Genomic DNA, 20964 nt, shown 5'->3' with positions numbered 1-20964 from the left:
TGACATAGCGCCCGATATCAAAAATCGGCAATAGCAAAATATTGCTATTTAAGCGGATTCACCGCGTGAAATGACATTTATTTGCTGGCGAAATGCCTGCGGCGTAACCTGATAGGTCTGGCGGAAAACTTTGCAAAAATAACTTGTTTGCGAAAAGCCTAAATTACGCGCAATGCTGGCTATACTCCAGTCACTGTGACAAAGCAGCTCTTTGGCACTGGCCATTCTTTGCTGGTTTACCCATGCATTAAAACCAATACCCTGATATTTTTTGAACAATTTGCTGAAATAGTACGGGCTAAGGAAAACATGAGAGGCAACATCTTCCAGACGTAGATCGTCTGATAAATGTGCATCAATATAGCGCAGGGCTTTTTTCATTTTACTGTCATGAGGCTTGGTACTACGGTTAGCGCGTACCGGCTCTGACTGCTGCGGGTTATCTTTGATAACAACAAAATTAAGTTGTTTCTTAAGGCAATTTTCGACGATGAGCTTGAGTAAATCCGCTGAAGCAATGACGCGAGAATAGTCCATTTCAGGTACATTACGGAACTCGTTGACCAGTTCGGGATCGGCTTGCCAGCGATCATCGACGTTCAGAATATCAACGAGGCCTACATCGTTACTTAAGCGTACTTGTCCACAAAGCACGAACCCTACCAGGTGTCCCGCGATGACCAGCGGAATTGAGAAATCGGTAAGCCCGGCATGGCAGCGATAAATGCAGGGTTGATCGGATTTAGAGGCTTCCAACCCTCCACAGCGGTCGCTCATACGACAACGCGTACTATGCTGAGGATGCTGGCGCATCAACTGGCAAAAAGGAGTGAAATTAAAAAGCTCAGAAATTTCATCACCGTGAATATTGACAACCACAACAGCCAGACTGGTGGCCTGTGCAAAATCCTGTGCGATTTTATTAATGAGTTCTGAGTTCAGGGCACTCGCAGAAATCATGATAAAACCTCTCAGTTAATTTATTGTTATAAATAAAACATATTATTCACACATTCATTTTCATCTCGCGATCCAGCGCTCTGATGAAAGTCAGCATTGAACATAACAAAAGTCTCCCATTGTTGGGAGACTTTTTAAGCCGTTCAGGAAACCGGATCACGAAAACAGTTTTTACCTTTCAATAATAAACATCTTTCGTGAAGCTAGCTCTCGTTTTCCTCCAGCTTACACGAATTACACGGTAAATTTTTGCCAATAAAATAACGATAAATTGCTGCGCCCGCACAGGCGCCGATGATAGGTGCCACAATCGGCACAATGAAATATGGGATATCACGCCCCCCGGTCATCGCAACATCACCCCACCCGGCCATCCAGGCAAACAATTTAGGACCAAAATCACGTGCCGGGTTCATCGCAAAACCGGTAAGTGGACCGGTTGATGCGCCGATAACAGCAACCAGAATACCAATCAGCAGTGGTGCTAACGGGCCTTTGGGAACACCGTTACCGTCATCCGTTAGCGCCATAATCATCCCCATCAGAATGGAGGTAATCACCACTTCGACCAGTGCGGCCTGCCAGACACTCAGTGCGGCGGCAGGATACGTACTAAAAATGCTGGCAAGTTGCAGGCTTTCCAGACTACCGCGTACCATTTGATGGGCTGATTCATACTCAATAAATAAGCTGCCGTACAACAAATAGGCCAGCATAGCGCCACTAAAGGCCCCCGCTATCTGAGCGACAGAATAAGGTAGTACCTTACGACCCGGAAAACAGGCAAACAACCAAAGTGCGATGGTAATAGCAGGATTGAGATGGGCCCCAGAAATCCCGGCTGTCAGGTAAACTGCAAGCGAGATCCCCAAGCCCCATATGATGCAGATCTCCCACAATCCCAAACTGGCACCCGCGACCTTCAGGGCGCTCAGGCACCCAATACCAAAAAACAAAAATAGTCCGGTACCCAAAAACTCAGCAATACATTGCGCTCTTAGTGAATCGTTCATTGTGACACCTTCTAAGCAGAGTTCGTGTCTTTACCAGCGGACTCCTTGCTGGCAGGAAGATTACTTCAAGGCTTACTATAAAAATCTGTATCGGCAAATTGTTGGCAATCTGCAAGCGACATGCCCTTAAAAATCGTGTTGTGATAGCAAATTCTTGCTATCACCTTTATTAAAGCAGGCGGTAAAACGAGGATTTACCCTATTAAAAGTACATTTTCAAAATAATAAAATATTGCGAACAGCAGAATTCCATTTTCAAACGATCATCACAATTTCATTTTTCTCGCATAGCAAATGATATTTAAACTGTCACTCGGAAAAGTGTAAATATGGAATTAACATAACCAAATAGTTACATTACCTAAACTAAAAATAACCAACAAAAACAAATTGTTATAATGATATATGGCAATTTTATCTCACCATAACCCCACTATTTTTTCACTCTTACTTTCAACTCAGCCATTCTTTTTCCTCGCTTCTTTTTATAGTCATGAAAATCGGGACAACCCAGGCGAGGTCTTTATGCAACAAGAAGCGTTAGGAATGGTAGAAACCAAAGGCTTAACTGCAGCCATAGAGGCCGCAGATGCAATGGTGAAGTCAGCCAATGTAATGCTGGTCGGCTACGAAAAAATTGGTTCGGGGCTGGTAACAGTCATTGTCCGTGGCGATGTCGGCGCAGTCAAAGCAGCAACAGATGCAGGTGCCGCCGCAGCCCGTAATGTGGGAGAAGTGAAAGCCGTACACGTCATCCCACGCCCGCATACCGATGTAGAAAAAATCTTACCGAAGGGAATTAGCTAATGAGCAGCAATGAGCTGGTTGAACAGATCATGGCGCAGGTGATTGCTCGCGTGGCAACGCCGGAACAGCAGGCTATCCCTGAAAATAATCCTCCAACACGAGAAACGGCTATGGCAGAGAAAAGCTGCAGTTTAACGGAGTTTGTCGGTACCGCGATTGGCGACACCGTCGGTCTGGTAATCGCCAACGTAGACAGCGCCCTACTGGACGCAATGAAACTTGAAAAACGGTATCGCTCCATTGGCATCCTTGGTGCCCGTACTGGCGCAGGCCCGCACATCATGGCCGCCGATGAAGCGGTAAAAGCCACCAATACTGAAGTCGTCAGTATTGAGTTACCACGTGATACCAAAGGCGGCGCAGGTCATGGCTCGCTGATTATCCTTGGTGGCAACGATGTTTCCGACGTGAAACGTGGCATTGAAGTCGCACTGAAAGAACTTGATCGCACCTTTGGCGATGTTTATGCCAACGAAGCCGGTCACATCGAAATGCAGTACACCGCACGCGCCAGCTACGCGCTGGAAAAAGCCTTTGGCGCACCGATTGGCCGTGCCTGTGGCGTTATCGTCGGCGCGCCGGCATCTGTTGGTGTCCTGATGGCCGATACGGCCCTGAAATCCGCCAACGTGGAAGTTGTGGCCTACAGCTCCCCTGCCCATGGCACCAGCTTCAGTAACGAAGCCATTCTGGTTATTTCGGGTGACTCTGGCGCTGTTCGTCAGGCCGTTATCTCCGCCCGTGAAATCGGTAAAACCGTACTCGGGACCCTCGGCTCAGAGCCGAAAAACGATCGTCCGTCCTACATCTGATATCAGTGAGGCTGATTCATGAGATCGAAAAGATTTGAAGCACTGGCGAAGCGCCCTGTGAATCAGGATGGTTTCGTTAAGGAGTGGATCGAAGAAGGCTTCATTGCGATGGAAAGCCCGAACGACCCCAAACCGTCGATTAAAATCGTCAACGGTACAGTCACTGAACTGGACGGTAAATCCGCCAGTGAATTTGACTTGATCGACCATTTCATTGCCCGCTATGGCATTAACCTGGCGCGCGCTGAAGAGGTCATGGCGATGGACTCGGTCAAACTGGCCAATATGCTTTGCGACCCTAACGTAAAGCGCAAAGACATAGTGCCGCTGACCACCGCAATGACGCCGGCAAAAATTGTCGAAGTGGTGTCCCATATGAACGTCGTTGAGATGATGATGGCGATGCAGAAAATGCGCGCTCGTCGTACACCCTCTCAACAAGCGCACGTCACAAACGTCAAAGATAACCCGGTGCAGATTGCCGCTGATGCCGCTGAAGGCGCATGGCGCGGGTTTGACGAACAGGAAACAACCGTTGCCGTTGCACGTTATGCGCCATTTAACGCCATTGCGCTGTTAGTCGGCTCACAGGTTGGACGCCCAGGCGTATTAACCCAGTGCTCGCTGGAAGAAGCTACCGAACTTAAACTCGGCATGCTAGGCCACACCTGCTACGCGGAAACCATCTCCGTCTATGGTACTGAACCCGTCTTTACCGACGGCGATGACACGCCATGGTCGAAAGGCTTCCTCGCCTCGTCCTATGCTTCCCGTGGTCTGAAAATGCGCTTTACCTCCGGCTCTGGCTCAGAAGTTCAGATGGGTTACGCCGAAGGCAAATCGATGCTTTATCTGGAAGCCCGCTGCATTTACATCACCAAAGCTGCGGGCGTACAGGGCCTGCAAAACGGTTCAGTAAGCTGCATCGGTGTCCCTTCCGCCGTGCCGTCAGGCATTCGTGCAGTGTTGGCTGAAAACCTGATTTGTTCCTCTCTGGATCTGGAATGCGCCTCCAGCAACGACCAAACCTTTACCCACTCGGATATGCGTCGTACTGCTCGTCTGCTGATGCAGTTCCTGCCGGGTACTGACTTCATTTCTTCTGGTTATTCCGCGGTGCCGAACTACGACAACATGTTTGCGGGTTCGAACGAAGATGCTGAAGATTTTGACGACTACAACGTTCTCCAGCGTGATCTGAAAGTAGACGGTGGTCTGCGCCCGGTTCGGGAAGAAGACGTTATCGCCATTCGTAACAAAGCGGCACGTGCGCTGCAGGCCGTCTTTGCCGGGATGGGATTACCACCAATCACTGATGAAGAAGTGGAAGCTGCGACTTACGCCCACGGTTCGAAAGATATGCCGGAACGTAACATCGTTGAAGACATCAAGTTTGCACAAGAGATCATCAATAAAAACCGTCACGGTCTGGAAGTGGTGAAAGCCCTAGCTCAGGGCGGATTTACCGATGTCGCTCAGGACATGCTCAACATCCAGAAAGCCAAGTTAACCGGGGATTACCTGCATACCTCCGCCATTATCGTTGGCGACGGACAGGTGCTATCCGCTGTCAATGATGTTAACGACTATGCCGGTCCGGCAACAGGTTATCGCCTGCAAGGCGAACGCTGGGAAGAGATCAAAAACATCCCTGGCGCACTTGATCCCAACGAGCTTGGCTAAGGGGTGAAAAATGGAAATTAATGAAAAACTGCTGCGCCAGATAATTGAAGATGTGTTGTCTGAAATGCAGACCAGCGACAAACCCGTCTCTTTCCGCGCATCTACAGCGGCAAGCGCACCTCAGGCTGCGGCGACACAGGGAGACAGCTTTCTGACCGAGATTGGTGAAGCCAAACAAGGCCAGCAACAGGACGAAGTGATTATTGCCGTAGGGCCGGCGTTCGGGCTCTCGCAAACCGTCAATATCGTAGGGATCCCGCATAAGAATATCTTGCGCGAAGTGATTGCCGGTATTGAAGAAGAAGGCATTAAAGCGCGCGTTATCCGCTGCTTTAAATCCTCCGATGTGGCGTTTGTCGCCGTTGAGGGGAACCGTCTGAGCGGTTCCGGGATCTCTATCGGCATCCAGTCAAAAGGTACCACGGTTATCCACCAGCAGGGGTTACCGCCGCTTTCAAACCTGGAGCTGTTCCCTCAGGCACCGCTTCTGACGCTGGAAACCTATCGTCAGATCGGTAAAAACGCCGCGCGATATGCCAAGCGTGAATCTCCGCAACCGGTCCCTACTTTGAATGACCAGATGGCCCGTCCTAAGTACCAGGCCAAATCAGCCATTCTGCACATTAAAGAGACCAAATACGTTGTGACAGGCAAAAACCCGCAGGAACTGCGCGTGGCGCTTTGATAAAGGATACCTCCATGAATACCGACGCAATTGAATCGATGGTTCGGGATGTGTTGAGCCGGATGAACAGCCTGCAAGGCGAGTCCGCGACTCCGCCCGCGGCGAGTTCATCAGCACATACCGCGAAAGTCACGGATTACCCTCTCGCGAATAAACATCCTGAGTGGGTAAAAACTGCGACCAACAAAACGCTGGACGACTTCACGCTTGAAAATGTTCTGAGCAACAAAGTGACCGCGCAGGACATGCGCATCACCCCTGAAACACTGCGCCTGCAGGCGGAAATCGCCAAAGATGCCGGACGTGACAGGCTGGCGATGAACTTCGAGCGCGCAGCCGAGCTAACCGCTGTTCCTGACGATCGCATTCTTGAGATCTACAACGCGCTGCGCCCGTACCGCTCAACAAAAGATGAGCTGATGGCTATCGCCGACGATCTCGAAAATCGTTATCAGGCAAAAATCTGTGCAGCTTTCGTTCGTGAAGCGGCAGCGCTGTACGTTGAGCGTAAAAAACTCAAAGGCGACGACTAACTCAGGGACAGGATCATGCGATATATAGCTGGCATTGACATAGGCAACTCATCAACGGAAGTCGCTCTGGCTACTCTGGATGAGTCTGGCGTGCTGAGCATCACCGGCAGCGCGCTGGCAGAAACCACCGGAATTAAGGGCACATTACGTAATGTGTTTGGCATTCAGGAGGCCCTTACGCTGGCGGCAAAAAACGCCGGTATCAATGTCAGCGATATTTCGCTCATCCGTATTAACGAAGCCACCCCGGTCATTGGCGATGTGGCGATGGAAACAATAACCGAAACCATCATCACTGAATCCACCATGATCGGCCATAACCCTAAAACACCGGGCGGCGTCGGGTTAGGCGTGGGCGTCACTATTACGCCGGAAGACCTTCTCAGTCGCCCGGCGGATACGCCCTATATTTTGGTGGTGTCATCGGCATTTGATTTCGCCGATGTCGCTACGATGATTAATGCCTCCGTCCGTGCCGGATACCAGTTGACTGGCGTTATTTTGCAGCAGGACGATGGCGTGTTGGTCAGCAATCGTCTGACTCACCCCCTGCCCATCGTCGATGAAGTCCTTCATATCGACCGTATCCCGTTGGGGATGTTGGCTGCCATTGAGGTCGCTGTACCAGGAAAGGTCATTGAAACCCTTTCTAACCCCTACGGCATTGCAACTGTCTTTGGCCTCAATGCCGATGAGACTAAAAACATTGTTCCGATGGCACGGGCGCTGATCGGCAACCGTTCAGCCGTGGTGGTGAAAACGCCGTCAGGTGATGTGAAAGCGCGAGCGATTCCTGCCGGAAATCTGGAGCTACAGTCTCAGGGTCGTACCGTACGGGTCGACGTTGCCGCGGGCGCCGAAGCGATTATGAAAGCGGTTGGTGAATGCCCAAAACTGGATAACGTGACCGGAGAAGCTGGCACCAATATTGGCGGCATGCTGGAGCATGTGCGCCAGACGATGGCTGAATTAACCAACAAACCCAGTCATGAAATTTTTATTCAGGATCTGCTGGCGGTCGATACCTCGGTTCCCGTCAGCGTGACGGGTGGACTTGCCGGTGAGTTCTCGCTGGAACAGGCTGTCGGCATAGCCTCCATGGTGAAATCAGACCGCCTGCAAATGGCGATGATTGCCCAGGAAATCACGCAAAAACTCAACATTGATGTCCAGGTTGGCGGGGCCGAAGCCGAAGCTGCCATTCTGGGAGCCTTAACAACTCCGGGCACAACACGACCACTGGCTATTCTGGATCTCGGCGCGGGTTCAACCGACGCTTCTATCATCAATCCTAAGGGCGAAATTATTGCCACGCACCTGGCAGGCGCAGGCGATATGGTCACGATGATCATTGCCCGTGAACTGGGCCTGGATGACCGTTATCTCGCTGAAGAGATTAAAAAGTATCCGTTGGCGAAAGTTGAGAGCTTGTTCCACCTTCGCCACGAAGACGGCAGTGTTCAGTTCTTCCCTACGCCTCTCCCACCAACGGTTTTTGCGCGCGTGTGCGTAGTGAAACCCGATGAACTGGTGCCACTGCCTGGTGAACTGGCGCTGGAGAAAGTACGGGCCATTCGTCGAAGCGCCAAGAAGCGCGTTTTCGTTACTAACGCACTCAGAGCGCTACGTCAGGTCAGTCCGACCGGGAACATTCGGGATATTCCCTTTGTGGTGCTGGTTGGCGGCTCATCTCTGGACTTTGAAGTTCCACAGCTGGTCACCGATGCTCTGGCGCATTATCGACTGGTTGCCGGGCGCGGCAACATTCGTGGTACCGAAGGTCCGCGCAATGCGGTTGCGACAGGACTGATTCTCTCCTGGCATAAGGCATTCGCTCATGGAAAGTAATCTCACCACCCCAGCCATCGTTATCTTCACCAGTGCTGACTGTGCTGACGTCTGGAATGACGTACTGCTGGGTATTGAAGAAGAAGGGATCCCCTTTGTGATTCAGGAGAGTAGCTCAACTGACGTTATCCACAACGCATGGTTGGCCGCCTGCCAGTCTCCATTGCTGGTCGGTATTGGCTGTAGCCGCGAAAAACTGGTCGTGCACTACAAAAACTTACCCACATCAGCACCACTTTTTACGCTGACGTATCAACAAAATAGCCACGATCGCCGCAGCATTGGTAACAACGCTGCGCGGCTGGTTAAAGGCATTCCGTTCCGGGAATGCCACTCATAACCCACAGGAGAAAAGCAGTATGAATAACGCACTGGGACTGGTTGAAACAAAAGGGCTTGTCGGCGCTATTGAAGCCGCTGATGCCATGGTGAAATCCGCAAACGTGCAGTTGGTTGGTTACGAAAAAATCGGCTCTGGCCTTATCACCGTTATGGTTCGCGGTGATGTCGGCGCGGTGAAAGCAGCCGTAGATGCAGGAAGCGCAGCCGCAAGCGCCGTTGGTGAGGTGAAATCCTGCCACGTTATCCCGCGTCCGCACAGCGACGTTGAAGCCATTTTACCTAAATCCGCATAAGTCGTTGCAACCAAGGAGCACAGCGTGAAGCAATCACTGGGATTACTTGAAGTTAGTGGTCTGGCATTAGCCATCAGTTGCGCGGACGTCATGGCGAAAGCCGCCTCCATCACGCTGGTGGGCCTCGAAAAAACCAACGGCTCAGGCTGGACGGTGATCAAGATAATAGGGGATGTGGCCTCCGTCCAGGCGGCCATTTCCACCGGTGTCAGTTTCGCTGACCAGCGAGATGGACTGGTGGCTCACAAAGTCATTTCCAGACCCGGGGATGGGATCCTGTCGCATAGCGTTGTCCTGGAGCCTGAGCCAACGCCCGAACCCATACCAGCCGTACCGCATGAAGAGATATTTGTGGACCATGCAGCCCCCGAAGAGCCACAAGATGCAGAGTTGATTAGCTGCAATTTGTGTCTTGATCCTGCCTGCCCTCGTCAAAAAGGCGAGCCGCGCACGCTTTGTCTTCACTCTGGCAAACGAGGTGAAGCGTAATGGATAAACAGCAACTGGAGACCACTGTCGCTAAGGTTCTGGATGAAATGCGCGAGCGCCCGATTCCGCTGGGGATCTCTAATCGTCATATTCATCTGTGCGCTGAAGATTACGGTCGCTTGTTTCCCAATCACCCCATTAGTGAGAAAAAAGGGCTGTTGCAGCCAGGACAATATGCAACAGAGCAGACTGTCACGCTGGTGGGGCCAAAAGGCCAGTTAAAAAATGTGCGTTTACTCGGCCCGCTGCGCAGTACCAGCCAGGTCGAAATTTCTCGTACCGACGCCCGCACGTTGGGAATTGCTGCTCCGCTGCGGATGTCGGGCAATATTCAGGGCACACCCGGTGTTCGTCTCGTCAGCCCATTTGCTGAACTGGACTTAGCATCTGGGGTGATCGTCGCCCAACGGCATATCCATATGTCGCCGCTCGATGCTCTGATTCTGCGGGTTTCCCATGGCGATAAAGTTTCGGTCGCCATTAATGGCGATGAACGTCGACTGATTTTCGATAACGTCGCCGTACGCGTTTCGCCGGATATGCGCCTCGAAATGCATATTGATACAGACGAAGCCAATGCTGCAGGCGCTGATAATCCCCAGGCATTCGCCACACTGGTGACCTCACGATGAACAACGAACTGCTGCAACGCATTATCGAGGAGGTTGTTTCCCGATTAAAAAAACGCGCGGAAAGCACGCTCACTCTTAGCGTCGCGCAGTTACGGGAAATCGATTCACGAACAGTATGCTGCCAGTACTCGTCGCTCCTTCTCCAGCAAGTGGATCTGCCATTACTGGAGCAAATTGCCGAAGGCTGCCCAGCCAACATGTCGGTGGGAAAGATTCACGACGCGCTGGCATGCGGAGTCCGCGTGAAAATTTCACTACAACACCGATTGTTACCCGCAATCCCCGTGAAAAAACTCGCACGTCTGCCGCTGGAGTTCGATGACGAACGGGGACGAACCATCTTTTTGCATCCTGAGAAGCTTCTCAGCTATGCCGACGTCGCCCAATTAAGGGATGGCGTACTGGTGTTGCGCCGTCGGTGTGTTGTGACGGCTCTGGCTCAGGAAGCAGTCAGTCTGCGAAATGTCCAACTAATTAAGCAGGAGTGAGCTATGCATCTGGCCCGGGTTACAGGCGTTGTGGTTTCCACGCAAAAATCCCCATCACTGGTGGGAAAAAAACTGTTGCTGGTACGTCGGGTAAGTGCTGACGGAGAGCTTCCTGCATCCCCGGTGAGTGGAGATGAAGTCGCTGTTGATTCTGTCGGCGCAGGGACCGGCGAACTGGTATTACTCAGCAGCGGATCCAGCGCCAGACACGTTTTTTCTGGCCCTAACGAGGCCATCGATCTGGCTATCGTCGGCATTGTCGACACGCTTTCTCGTTAGGAGGAATTATGGCGATTTATACCCGCACTGGTGATGCCGGAACAACAGCCCTCTTTACCGGTCAGCGCGTAAGCAAAACGCATCCACGCGTGGAAGCCTACGGTACGCTGGACGAACTGAATGCGGCGCTAAGTCTGTGCATTTGTGCAGCGAAAAACCCGCAGCACCGGCAGTTACTTGAGAATATCCAGCTGCAGCTTTTTTGGTTCAGCGCCGAACTGGCAAGCGAAAGCGAAGAACCAACGCCAGAGCAGCGCTACATCAGCTCAGAAGAAATTGCGGCACTGGAAGCGGCCATCGATACCGCAATGGGAAGAGTACCGCCCCTGCGCAGCTTTATTCTACCTGGCCGCAGCGAAGCCGCCAGCCGACTGCACTTTGCCCGTACGCTGGCACGCCGCGCAGAGAGACGACTGGTCGAGCTCTCCACCGAGATATCCGTCAGACACGTGCTGATGCGTTATATCAATCGCCTGTCCGACTGCTTATATGCGCTTGCACGAGCAGAAGATCATGACGCCCATCAAAACGACATCATTCAGAAAGTGGCTGAGCGCTATCTCGCTGCCGTTCAAGCACCAGCCATAAAGGAGCCGACTATGTCTCTGTCTTTTCAGGAGCTCCACCAACTCACTCGCGCTGCGGTGACGAGAGCAGAAGAACTTCAGGTTCCGGTCGTCATAAGCATTGTTGATGCGAACGGGACCCAAATGGTGGCCTGGCGCATGCCTGACGCTTTACTCGTGAGTAGCGAACTGGCACCCAAAAAAGCCTGGACTGCCGTGGCGATGAAAACCGCCACACATGAGCTGACATCGGCAGTGCAACCCGGCGCTGCGCTTTACGGTCTGGAAAGCCATATGCAGGGAAAAGTCGTCACCTTCGGTGGCGGATACGCATTATGGCGTGAGGGTTTACTCCTCGGGGGTCTTGGCATCAGCGGAGGAAGCGTTGAACAGGATATGGACATTGCAGAAACGGCCATTGCGGCGATTAACGTGAGAACACATCAATGAATACTTCAGAACTTGAAACCCTTATTCGTAACATTTTGAGTGAGCAACTCGCCCCGGCAAAAACAGAAGTTCAGGGTAACGGTATTTTTCCGTCCGTTGGCGAAGCTATCGATGCAGCGCATCAGGCTTTTCTGCGTTACCAGCAATGTCCATTGAAAACCCGCAGCGCCATCATAAACGCCCTACGCGAAGAACTGACGCCTCATCTTGCTTCACTGGCCGCTGAGAGCGCTGCCGAAACGGGGATGGGCAACAAAGAGGATAAGTTCCTTAAAAATAAAGCCGCGCTGGACAACACTCCGGGTATCGAAGATCTCACCACCACGGCGTTAACCGGCGATGGCGGCATGGTGTTATTCGAGTATTCCCCATTTGGCGTGATTGGTTCTGTCGCCCCCAGTACTAACCCGACAGAGACCATTATTAACAACAGCATCAGCATGCTGGCGGCAGGGAATAGCGTTTACTTCAGTCCGCATCCGGGTGCTAAAAAGGTTTCACTCAAGCTGATTGCCATGATCGAAGATATTGCTTTCCGTTGCTGCGGAATTCGTAATCTTGTCGTCACGGTCACAGAACCCACTTTTGAGGCTACCCAGCAGATGATGGCGCACCCTAAAATCGCAGTTCTGGCGATTACCGGTGGCCCTGGCATTGTTGCTATGGGCATGAAAAGCGGGAAAAAAGTCATCGGCGCAGGCGCAGGAAATCCACCCTGCATTGTTGATGAAACGGCCGATCTGGTTAAGGCGGCGGAAGATATCATCAATGGCGCATCCTTTGATTACAACCTCCCCTGCATTGCCGAGAAGAGCCTGATTGTTGTTGATGCCGTTGCCGAACGACTGGTTCAACAGATGCAGTCTTTTGGTGCGATGCTTCTCAATAGCGAAGAGGTAGACAAACTGCGCGCTGTCTGTCTACCAGAAGGCATAGCCAATAAAAAACTGGTGGGTAAAAGCCCGGCAACCTTACTGGAAGCAGCAGGAATACCTGTTCCGGCAAAAGCACCTCGATTACTGACAGGCATCGTCAAGGCTGACGACCCGTGGGTTACCAGCGAGCAATTGATGCCAATGCTCCCCGTCGTAACGGTGAGCGATTTTGACAGTGCATTAACGTTGGCCCTGAAAGTTGAAGAGGGATTGCATCACACCGCCATTATGCATTCGCAAAATGTGTCACGTTTGAACCTTGCCGCGCGCACGCTTCAGACCTCCATCTTTGTGAAAAATGGCCCCTCTTACGCCGGGATCGGCGTTGGTGGTGAAGGTTTTACAACCTTCACTATTGCGACGCCAACCGGTGAAGGAACAACATCTGCGCGCACTTTCGCACGCTCTCGTCGTTGCGTGCTGACAAACGGTTTTTCTATTCGCTAATGGGGCCGTTATGAAAAGCTTTTCACTGCAAACTCGATTGTACAGCGGCCAGGGAAGTCTGGATGTGCTCAAGCGCTTCACGAATAAGCATATCTGGATTATCTGCGATGGTTTTCTCGCGCGTTCTCCCCTGATTGAAAAGCTGCGCAACGCTCTGCCAGCGGATAACCGCATCAGCATTTTCAGCGATATCACCCCCGATCCCACCATCGGCACGGTAGTACAAGGGATTGCACAAATGCAGTCCCTGCGACCGGACGTCGTGATGGGTTTTGGTGGCGGCTCAGCACTGGACGCCGCAAAAGCCATCGTCTGGTTCAGCCGACAGTTCGGTATTGAAATTGAAACCTGTGTCGCAATTCCCACCACCAGCGGCACAGGCTCCGAGGTAACCAGTGCCTGCGTGATTAGCGATCCGGATAAAGGCATTAAATATCCATTGTTTAATAATGCGCTTTACCCGGACATGGCCATCCTTGATCCAACGTTGGTCGTCAGCGTACCACCTGCCATCACCGCGAATACCGGCATGGACGTGTTAACGCATGCGCTGGAGGCTTACGTGTCCACGAAGGCCAGCGACTTCACAGACGCACTGGCTGAAAAAGCCGCTCAAATCGTCTTCCAGTACCTGCCTGTCGCCGTCAGCAAAGGCGACTGTCTGGCAACCAGGGGGAAAATGCACAATGCATCAACGCTCGCGGGAATGGCATTTAGTCAGGCTGGACTGGGGATCAATCATGCGATTGCCCATCAATTGGGTGGTCAGTTTCATCTGCCGCATGGACTTGCCAATGCGCTGCTGCTGACCCATGTCATTTATTTTAATTCCCGCGATCCGCGAGCTGCGAAGCGCTATGCCCGTTTTGCTAAAGCCTGCCATTTATGCCCGGATAATGCGAACGATACGGCTGCGCTGAATGCGCTCATTCATCAAATTGAGCTTCTCAAAAAACAGTGTACGTTACCTTCTTTCGTTGACGCGCTTAAAGACGGAAAGCAAGTCTGGTCACAACGTATCCCATCGATGGTTCAGGCCGCGCTGGCTGACGTCACGCTGCAAACCAATCCTCGTGTTGCCGATGCCAGTGCCATGCAGGAACTGCTTGAGGAATTATTATGAAGACAGCCATGACGGCAGAGTCCACGCTTTATGATGCGCAGACCATTCGCGAACGCGTTCGCGCAGCGGGTGTTGTCGGAGCCGGAGGCGCAGGCTTTCCTGCTCACGTAAAATTACAGGCGCAGGTCGATACCTTTCTGGTCAATGCGGCTGAATGTGAGCCAATGCTGAAAGTTGACCAGCAGTTGATGGCCGTCCAGGCTGAGCGACTTATCCGCGGCGTTCAATATGCCATGACGGCGACGGGAGCCAGTGCCGGAATTATTGCGCTCAAGGAGAAATACCAAGGTGCTATCAATGCATTAACGCCCCTTCTACCTGCCGGGATCCGCTTACATATTTTGCCTGATGTCTACCCGGCTGGTGACGAGGTTCTGACCATCTGGATGGCAACAGGTCGGAGAGTTCCGCCTGCCGCGCTGCCAGTCAGCGTCGGTGTGGTGGTCAATAACGTCCAGACCGTGCTCAACATCGCGAGAGCAGTTGAGCAGCAGTACCCCGTTACGCGTCGTACCCTGACTGTTAACGGCGCAGTCGCCAGTCCCATCACACTCAATGTCCCTATCGGAATGTCTTTACGTGACGTTCTGGCGCTGGCCGGTGGCGCAACCGTTGACGATCCCGGCTTTATTAACGGTGGTCCGATGATGGGCGGCCTGATTACTTCACTGGATACCCCCGTAAGCAAGACCACCGGGGGCCTGCTGGTTTTGCCTAAGTCTCATGCGTTAATTCAGCGGCGGATGCAGGATGAACGCACCGTGCTTTCTGTAGCAAAAACCGTTTGCGAGCAGTGCCGTTTGTGTACGGATTTGTGCCCAAGGCATTTGATCGGCCATGAATTATCCCCGCACCTGTTGGTTCGTGCGGTTAATTATCAGCAGGCGGCCACACCGCAACTGCTGCTCACGGCCCTGACCTGTTCAGAATGTAACGTGTGTGAAAGCGTAGCCTGCCCGGTTGGGATTTCACCGATGCGCATCAACCGTATGCTGAAACGCGAGCTGCGGGCACTCAACCATCGTTATGAAGGGCCGCTAAATCCTGAGGATGAAATGGCGAAGTACCGGCTGATCCCGGTTAAGCGCCTTATTACCAAACTGGGTCTTAGCGACTGGTATCACGATGCGCCACTGGCTGAGACTGATTATTCCACAGATAAAACGACGCTGTTGTTACGCCAGCATATTGGTGCCAGCGCCATCCCATGTGTAGAACAAGGCGAACGCGTTGTTCGCGGTCAATGCGTTGCCGATGTGCCGTCCGGTGCATTAGGCGCGCCTGTTCACGCCAGCATTGACGGTATTGTCAGCGAAATCACTGAGCAATCTATCACGGTAATTAGAGGTTAATCATGTCTCAGGCTATAGGGATTTTAGAACTCACCAGCATTGCCAAAGGGATGGAAGCTGGTGATGCCATGTTAAAAAGCGCGAATGTGAATTTACTCGTCAGCAAGACCATCTGCCCGGGAAAATTTCTACTCATGCTCGGTGGTGACGTAGGTGCCGTACAACAGGCGATTGCCACTGGAACATCTCTTGCTGGCGATATGCTCGTTGACAGTCTGGTACTCCCCAGCATTCATGCCAGCGTACTCCCCGCAATCAGCGGACTAAACAGCGTGGATAAGCGTCAGGCTGTTGGTATTGTCGAAACATGGAGCGTTGCTGCCTGCATCTGCGCCGCCGACCGGGCGGTTAAAGCCTCCAACGTCACGCTGGTACGCGTCCATATGGCATTTGGTATTGGCGGCAAGTGCTACATGGTCGTTGCTGGCGATGTATCCGATGTGAATAACGCAGTGACGGTTGCCAGTGAAAGTGCGGGTGAAAAAGGCCTGCTGGTTTACCGCTCGGTCATACCTCGCCCGCATGAAAGCATGTGGCGACAAATGGTGGAGGGATAATGGAAAGACAACCCACCACGGATCGAATGATTCAGGAATATGTACCAGGCAAACAGGTCACGCTGGCGCATCTTATTGCTAATCCAGGTAAAGATTTGTTCAAGAAGCTGGGATTACCAGATGCGGTTTCCGCAATCGGTATTCTGACAATTACCCCCAGCGAAGCCTCAATCATCGCCTGTGATATCGCCACGAAATCAGGGGCGGTAGAGATTGGTTTTCTCGACCGGTTTACCGGCGCGGTGGTACTGACGGGTGATGTTTCCGCCGTTGAGTACGCGCTGAAACAGGTAACCCGAACGCTCGGCGAAATGATGCGTTTTACCGCGTGTCCCATCACCCGGACGTAATCTCATGAAACGTATCATGCTAATTGGCCCCAGCCAGTGCGGTAAAACGTCGCTCACGCAGTGCATGCGGGGAGAGGCGCTTCACTACCAGAAGACTCAGGCCATAGTCTGGTCTCCTACGACAATAGACACACCGGGTGAATATCTTGAGAACCGCTGCCTGTACAGTGCGCTGCTGGCCAGCGCCTGTGAAGCAGACATTATTGCGCTGGTACTCAATGCTAACGCGCCGTGGTCACCATTTTCTCCCGGTTTTACCGGACCAATGAACCGACCCGTTATTGGCCTCGTTACCAAAGCCGATTTAGCCAATCCGCAGCGTATTTCTCTTGTGGAGAGTTGGTTAGTTCAGGCTGGCGCGCAAAAAGTATTTGTCACCAGCGCGCTGGAGAATACTGGGGTCGATGAGATGTTCATTTTTCTGAATGCAAAGGAACCTTCATGTCTCACAAAATAATGGCCATTAATGCAGGTAGTTCCTCGCTTAAATTTCAACTACTGGCGATGCCGCAGGGTGAAATGATCTGTCAGGGGTTGATTGAACGTATCGGTTTGTCTGATGCGCAGGTCACCCTAAAAACGCCAGCGCAGAAATGGCAGGAGACTTTGCCCGTAGCCGATCACCGTGAAGCCGTAACGTTGCTCCTGGAAAAACTGCTCAACCACCACATTATCAACAGTCTGGAAGAGATCGACGGCGTGGGTCATCGCGTCGCGCACGGCGGAGAATCTTTTAAAGACTCCGCGCTGGTAACTGATGAAACGCTGGCAGAAATCGAGCGACTCGCGGAACTGGCCCCTCTGCATAACCCGGTAAATGCGTTGGGGATCGCGGTATTCCGCCAGCTATTGCCCAAAACACCAGCCGTTGCGGTGTTCGACACCGCCTTTCATCAAACGCTTGATGAGCCTTCTTTCATCTATCCCCTGCCCTGGCGTTACTATGCAGAGTTGGGTATTCGTCGCTATGGTTTTCATGGTACCAGCCACAAATACGTTAGCTCACAGCTTGCTGAAAAACTGGGTGTACCACTCAGCGCCCTGCGCGTTGTTTGTTGTCATCTGGGCAACGGCAGCAGCATCTGCGCCATCAAAGGCGGACAATCGGTGAATACGTCAATGGGCTTTACGCCGCAGTCTGGCGTGATGATGGGCACGCGAAGTGGCGATATCGATCCGTCCATTTTACCGTGGATTGCCCTGCGAGAAGGCAAAACACCGCAGCAGCTCAACCAATTGCTCAACAATGAGTCCGGATTGCTCGGTGTTTCTGGCATCTCACCTGACTACCGCGACGTTGAACATGCCGCAGATACGGGCAATCACCAGGCGGCGCTGGCGTTGACGCTTTTTGCTGAGCGCATTCGTGCCACCATTGGTAGCTATATTATGCAGATGGGCGGTCTGGATGCCCTGGTGTTTACCGGTGGTATTGGCGAAAACTCCGCACGGGCGCGCACTGCGATTTGTCGTAACCTGAATTTCCTAGGGCTGGCCGTTGATGAGGAAAAAAATCAGCGTAATGCCACCTTCATTCAGACGGAAAATGCGATGGTCAAAGTAGCGGTGATTAATACCAATGAAGAGCTGATGATTGCGCAAGACGTTATGCGTTTAGCGATATCTGAAACTGTGACATTGGGCATTCCTGCATAATACTGCCGCACCGCAAATTGCGGCAAATCATGGTAATAGCGCGATCGCCATGACACTATGCGCCGAGGATTGCTGATCACATAGGTGAAGACGTGGCTGTTGCGCAATGTCCCGCATCGTGCGGAGAACTTATCCAGGGCTGGATTCTGGGCAGTGAGAAATTGGTCTCCTGCCCGGTTGAATGGTATAGCACCGTTGAGGTCACTTCAGGTTCACCGCTGACAGATGAACGCCCACTTTCGCGGGCGATGGTTAAGAGGTTATTGCTGCACTGGCAATACCCTGCACAAATGAGTCAGGATATTCGAATTGATGTCCAGTCAACCATTCCTGTCGCTAAAGGGATGGCCAGCAGCACAGCGGATATCGCCGCCACGGCAATCGCCACGGCGCAGTATCTGGGTCATCAGCTAGACGAATCCACTCTGGCGCAGCTTTGCGTTTCGCTGGAACCTACCGACAGCACCGTTTTCCGCCAGCTTACGCTGTTCGATCATAACGACGCCTCCACGCAAATTGCCTGTGAAGCCCAGCCTCAACTCGATCTGCTGGTTCTCGAAAGCCCGGAAACCTTGCTTACTGCTGATTATCACCGTACTCCACGTCAGTCAGGGTTACTGGCAGGCGCTCCAGCGCTGAAACGCGCATGGGAAAAGGTACAGGAAGCCTGTATCAGTCAAAATCCTTATCGGATGGGTGAAGCCGCCACGCTGAGCGCGATCGCCAGCCAGTTGCTGTTACCTAAACCAAATTTTGATTCACTTTTAGCGCTGGTAGAAGAATGTGATTTATACGGTATCAACGTTGCGCACAGTGGCAGCGTAGTCGGTCTGATGCTCGACAGAAAGCGTCATGATGTGGACTACATTAAATGGATGCTGACGCAGAAAAAATTGACGGAACACTGGCCGGAACAGCATTTGTTGCGGATGGTAACTGGCGGGGTCGAACTGCAATAAGGGCCGCCGCTAAGCAGCGACCCGGACAAGCATAAAATCGTTACTCGGCTTTCGCTTCGCCGTTTTTCACTTCGCCCATCGCTTTCAGCTTTTTAGAGATGTCGCGGCGCTCTTTAGAGATCTCAGCGTTTTTGATGATGTAATCATCAACACGATCTTCATAATCGCTTTTCATGCTGGCGATAATGCCCTGAATCGCTTCCACGCTCATTCCAGGCTTGATGTAGTCGCTCAGGTTGTCCAGCAGCAGAACACGTTTCTGGTTGTCACGGATCTTTTTCTCAACGTCCTGGATTTCACGTTGCAGTTTGTTTTTACGACGGAACAGACGAACAAATTCCAGCACGTCCTGGAAAGAAGGCTTGGTAGTTTCCATTTTTACACCCCTGATAATGTGAGATTCGGATTCGTTAAAACAACGGCTAAAGTGGGTCAACATTACTTTCATGCCCGCCATACTTCAAGTTGCATCTGCATCGACCATGCATGGTTGAAACCTGAATTATCGAGGGTAAAGCCATTGCAGTTACCAATGGTTTTAGCCTTTTTCAGTATCATACCTCTAATCGTTGCTGAATCGAAGCAGCAGTAGAACCAATCCCCTCATCTGCTCTTTATTTGCGCAGCGCGCGACAGATCAAATGAGAGAGCAACTCCAGCTGTCGCGCCATTTCCATATTTAGCCAAACGTAGCCGTGAATGGGCGTTTCAGCGACATTATCGCCCTTATGCTCAGCAATAAGCTGACGTAACTCCACCACGGTGTCATTGAGTTTTTCCGTATTGGCAAGCACCGGTTGTGGATTACCTTCATACAATGCGTGGGTTATCGTCAGTAGCGCCTGTTGTGTCCTGAGCTGTGTTTCACGCAAAGTATGCGCATTCAACATAACAAAGTGGCTTGTACGGCTGGCCCAGAGCGCATTGATTTGCAGCTCAAGCATGCAGACCAGGTTACGATTAACCGTCTGAATAGCTTCAAAGATTGATTTTTGAATGCGGGTTTCTTTGCTGGCAGGAACGATGAGCCCACGCATTTTGACAACATCGCTTAAAAGCTGTTGTAAATGCTTCTCCAGTCGCGGTTGCTCCAGCAGGTTGGGAGATAGCGCAGCCTGATACACCCGATTGTAACCCGTTACGCAATGCGCCAGCTGAATTCGCCAGTGTATAAATGCCCGCTGCGGCCAGATACCGGTAAACAGCATTGCCAGTAATGAACCCAGAATAACATCGCCGCCGCGCCATAACGCTGTGTTCATATCACCAGCGGGGGCGCCCACAACGACCGCAAGCGTTATACCAATCAGCAACGCCTGATACGGCTTTTTACCCAGTGCCAGCCAGCCGCAGAGAAACATCGCTACCGCGCACCATATCAGCATTAGCGGAAGTGAAAAGAGTTCCAGACGCAGGGCCACCAGCCCAAGTACCGAACCCAGAATTGTCCCGCCAATACGCTCAAACGCTCTGGGGACAACGTTCCCCCAAAAAGAAATTGGCCCCATGATTACCACCAGCGTAATCAGAGGCCATGTACCTTCAGGAATGTTCAACAGGCGAACCAACAGAAAAGTAAAAAGAAACGCCAGCGCAATGCGAACACCATGCACCACACGATAGTGACGATACAAACGAATTTCAAAAGGACTCAGTGACTTATCTGCACGCACTCATGCACTCCGTCAGGGAATTGCAAAGAACA

The 20964-nt window shown here is 52.0% G+C and carries 25 protein-coding genes; 21 read left to right on the top strand and 4 right to left on the bottom strand.

The features are described 5' to 3' along the window. Positions 1-48: 48 nt before the first annotated feature. Together pocR and pduF are read right to left on the bottom strand one after the other, a co-directional pair. A complete protein-coding gene (gene pocR, locus OGY10_RS03640) occupies positions 49-960 on the bottom strand; it encodes a transcriptional regulator PocR (protein ID WP_191227061.1) in 912 nt (303 codons plus the stop codon). A gap of 203 nt (positions 961-1163) precedes the next feature. Then, entirely contained in the window at positions 1164-1973 is an 810-nt protein-coding gene (gene pduF, locus OGY10_RS03635) for a propanediol diffusion facilitator PduF (protein ID WP_086550129.1), read from the bottom strand. A gap of 525 nt (positions 1974-2498) precedes the next feature. Between pduF and pduA the strand changes: the two genes are divergently transcribed. The 21 genes from pduA (at position 2499) to OGY10_RS03530 (ending at position 19259) form a co-directional block, all read left to right on the top strand. After that, entirely contained in the window at positions 2499-2780 is a 282-nt protein-coding gene (pduA, locus tag OGY10_RS03630) for a propanediol utilization microcompartment protein PduA (protein WP_003030255.1), read from the top strand. Beyond that, positions 2780-3592, top strand: coding sequence for a propanediol utilization microcompartment protein PduB (gene pduB / locus OGY10_RS03625; protein WP_003834129.1), 813 nt, complete (start codon positions 2780-2782; stop codon positions 3590-3592). The genes pduA and pduB overlap by 1 nt, the downstream gene beginning before the upstream one ends. Positions 3593-3610: 18 nt before the next feature. Beyond that, complete coding sequence (gene pduC / locus OGY10_RS03620) at positions 3611-5275, top strand: propanediol dehydratase large subunit PduC (RefSeq protein ID WP_286576287.1); 1665 nt, start codon at positions 3611-3613, stop codon at positions 5273-5275. Positions 5276-5285: 10 nt separating this feature from the next. Beyond that, the gene (gene pduD, locus OGY10_RS03615) at positions 5286-5960 is read left to right on the top strand and encodes a propanediol dehydratase medium subunit PduD (RefSeq protein ID WP_003834131.1); all 675 of its coding nucleotides are present in this window, start codon (positions 5286-5288) and stop codon (positions 5958-5960) included. Positions 5961-5974: 14 nt separating this feature from the next. Next, positions 5975-6493 carry a propanediol dehydratase small subunit PduE gene (gene pduE / locus OGY10_RS03610; RefSeq protein WP_003030243.1) on the top strand — a complete coding sequence of 173 codons (519 nt, stop codon included), beginning with the start codon at positions 5975-5977 and terminating at the stop codon, positions 6491-6493. 15 nt (positions 6494-6508) lie between these two features. Further along, positions 6509-8341: a diol dehydratase reactivase subunit alpha gene (locus OGY10_RS03605; protein ID WP_286576286.1), complete on the top strand. Its 1833-nt coding sequence runs from the start codon at positions 6509-6511 to the stop codon at positions 8339-8341. Then, on the top strand, positions 8331-8681 hold the full coding sequence (locus tag OGY10_RS03600) for a glycerol dehydratase reactivase beta/small subunit family protein (RefSeq protein WP_003834139.1): 351 nt from the start codon (positions 8331-8333) through the stop codon (positions 8679-8681). Before OGY10_RS03605 ends, OGY10_RS03600 begins: the two co-directional genes overlap by 11 nt. A 19-nt stretch (positions 8682-8700) precedes the next feature. Then, positions 8701-8976, top strand: coding sequence for a propanediol utilization microcompartment protein PduJ (gene pduJ, locus OGY10_RS03595; RefSeq protein WP_001057752.1), 276 nt, complete (start codon positions 8701-8703; stop codon positions 8974-8976). 24 nt (positions 8977-9000) lie between these two features. Then, positions 9001-9465, top strand: coding sequence for a BMC domain-containing protein (locus OGY10_RS03590; RefSeq protein WP_191227059.1), 465 nt, complete (start codon positions 9001-9003; stop codon positions 9463-9465). Then, complete coding sequence (locus OGY10_RS03585) at positions 9465-10097, top strand: phosphate propanoyltransferase (protein WP_191227058.1); 633 nt, start codon at positions 9465-9467, stop codon at positions 10095-10097. The genes OGY10_RS03590 and OGY10_RS03585 overlap by 1 nt, the downstream gene beginning before the upstream one ends. After that, positions 10094-10585: a microcompartment protein PduM gene (gene pduM / locus OGY10_RS03580; protein ID WP_174771383.1), complete on the top strand. Its 492-nt coding sequence runs from the start codon at positions 10094-10096 to the stop codon at positions 10583-10585. The genes OGY10_RS03585 and pduM overlap by 4 nt, the downstream gene beginning before the upstream one ends. Positions 10586-10588: 3 nt before the next feature. Then, a complete protein-coding gene (locus tag OGY10_RS03575; RefSeq protein WP_003030211.1) occupies positions 10589-10864 on the top strand; it encodes a EutN/CcmL family microcompartment protein in 276 nt (91 codons plus the stop codon). Between the two features lie 8 nt (positions 10865-10872). Beyond that, positions 10873-11880: a two-domain cob(I)yrinic acid a,c-diamide adenosyltransferase PduO gene (pduO, locus tag OGY10_RS03570; RefSeq protein ID WP_079935272.1), complete on the top strand. Its 1008-nt coding sequence runs from the start codon at positions 10873-10875 to the stop codon at positions 11878-11880. Continuing rightward, complete coding sequence (gene pduP / locus OGY10_RS03565) at positions 11877-13262, top strand: CoA-acylating propionaldehyde dehydrogenase PduP (RefSeq protein WP_032943900.1); 1386 nt, start codon at positions 11877-11879, stop codon at positions 13260-13262. The genes pduO and pduP overlap by 4 nt, the downstream gene beginning before the upstream one ends. A gap of 10 nt (positions 13263-13272) precedes the next feature. After that, complete coding sequence (locus OGY10_RS03560; protein WP_125363435.1) at positions 13273-14385, top strand: 1-propanol dehydrogenase PduQ; 1113 nt, start codon at positions 13273-13275, stop codon at positions 14383-14385. Then, complete coding sequence (gene pduS, locus OGY10_RS03555; RefSeq protein WP_191227057.1) at positions 14382-15737, top strand: cobalamin reductase PduS; 1356 nt, start codon at positions 14382-14384, stop codon at positions 15735-15737. The genes OGY10_RS03560 and pduS overlap by 4 nt, the downstream gene beginning before the upstream one ends. Positions 15738-15739: 2 nt before the next feature. Then, positions 15740-16294: a propanediol utilization microcompartment protein PduT gene (gene pduT / locus OGY10_RS03550; protein WP_057101331.1), complete on the top strand. Its 555-nt coding sequence runs from the start codon at positions 15740-15742 to the stop codon at positions 16292-16294. Continuing rightward, positions 16294-16644, top strand: a complete 351-nt coding sequence (gene pduU / locus OGY10_RS03545; RefSeq protein WP_008785151.1) for a propanediol utilization microcompartment protein PduU — start codon at positions 16294-16296, stop codon at positions 16642-16644. Before pduT ends, pduU begins: the two co-directional genes overlap by 1 nt. 4 nt (positions 16645-16648) lie before the next feature. Next, positions 16649-17101, top strand: coding sequence for a propanediol utilization protein PduV (pduV, locus tag OGY10_RS03540; protein WP_191227056.1), 453 nt, complete (start codon positions 16649-16651; stop codon positions 17099-17101). Then, entirely contained in the window at positions 17086-18300 is a 1215-nt protein-coding gene (locus tag OGY10_RS03535; RefSeq protein WP_191227055.1) for an acetate/propionate family kinase, read from the top strand. The genes pduV and OGY10_RS03535 overlap by 16 nt, the downstream gene beginning before the upstream one ends. A gap of 92 nt (positions 18301-18392) precedes the next feature. Next, complete coding sequence (locus OGY10_RS03530; protein WP_191227054.1) at positions 18393-19259, top strand: L-threonine kinase; 867 nt, start codon at positions 18393-18395, stop codon at positions 19257-19259. A 40-nt stretch (positions 19260-19299) separates the two neighbouring features. Here the strand turns inward: OGY10_RS03530 and OGY10_RS03525 are convergent, their stop codons facing one another. Both OGY10_RS03525 and OGY10_RS03520 read right to left on the bottom strand, forming a co-directional pair. Next, on the bottom strand, positions 19300-19635 hold the full coding sequence (locus OGY10_RS03525; RefSeq protein WP_003834176.1) for a DUF496 family protein: 336 nt from the start codon (positions 19633-19635) through the stop codon (positions 19300-19302). 238 nt (positions 19636-19873) lie between these two features. Then, a complete protein-coding gene (locus OGY10_RS03520; protein WP_008785155.1) occupies positions 19874-20932 on the bottom strand; it encodes an FUSC family protein in 1059 nt (352 codons plus the stop codon). Positions 20933-20964: the final 32 nt, after the last annotated feature.

Source organism: Citrobacter sp. Cpo148, from assembly GCF_030332375.1.
GTDB lineage: Bacteria > Pseudomonadota > Gammaproteobacteria > Enterobacterales > Enterobacteriaceae > Citrobacter > Citrobacter portucalensis.
Note: the sequence above shows the minus strand (reverse complement) of the source record. Positions and strands in the feature narration are given on the sequence as shown.